This is a genomic window from Ruegeria sp. AH12, from assembly GCF_056541465.1.
Genome location: NZ_JBQFYL010000125.1, coordinates 1 through 810, shown reverse-complemented (window position 1 = coordinate 810; position 810 = coordinate 1). Strand labels below are relative to the sequence as shown.

Genomic DNA, 810 nt, shown 5'->3' with positions numbered 1-810 from the left:
CAATTGGGATTGGGTCAGCTCGATCCTGTCTTCGGTCGCGTACCACATGCGACGGGCTAACCAGAACGCGGCTGCCCCGGAAACCAGTAAGAAGACCTGCCAGCCTAACTCAGGCGGCGATGCCAACGCGACGTAAATGACCAACGCCCCGACCGTGACCAGCATCCCTACCCCAGTCCAGCGCCGCGGTGCCGAGGCCGCGACCGTAGCCAGCACTTCTTCTTGCATATTGTTCTCCTGATTGTCCGCCCGCTTTAACCGCTTTGATACGCAAAGGACAGCACCGCGTCACCTGTCTGAGCATCTTCGCACAGCTTCAGTGTTCCTGCGCAAATTGACTGCCTCAGGCCGACGCATAAGTTCCGGTCAAAGGATCAGGAGGCGTTTATGTCACTCAGACCAACTTTGGAATTCCGCAAGGCGGTCCCGACAATGGAAGGCGCGGGCGTCAAATTGCACCGGGCGTTTGGGTTTCAGGACCCGTCGGAACTGGACCCGTTTCTGCTGTTCGATGATTTCCGGAATGACAACCCATTGGACTATATGGCCGGTTTTCCGTGGCATCCGCATCGGGGCATCGAAACGATCACTTATGTCCTGTCCGGTACAGTCGAACACAGCGACTCGCTGGGCAATAGCGGCACGCTGGGTGCCGGAGATGTCCAATGGATGACCGCCGGGTCAGGTATCCTGCATCAGGAAATGCCCAAGGGGTCGGCCAGCGGTCAGATGCATGGGTTCCAGCTGTGGGGCAATCTGCCATCAGATCAGAAAATGGCCGCCCCGCGCTATCAGGACGTTCAAAGCACT

General features: G+C 58.0%; 1 protein-coding gene and 1 pseudogene. One reads left to right on the top strand and one right to left on the bottom strand.

Annotation, left to right across the window (positions count from 1 at the left end):
* Positions 1 to 228, bottom strand: a pseudogene (locus ACR0EL_RS22085) (hypothetical protein); the annotation flags it as partial.
* Positions 229 to 387: 159 nt separating this feature from the next.
* Between ACR0EL_RS22085 and ACR0EL_RS22080 the strand changes: the two are divergent.
* Positions 388 to 810: pirin family protein (locus tag ACR0EL_RS22080; protein WP_480502301.1), on the top strand; the 423-nt coding region annotated here is incomplete at its 3' end.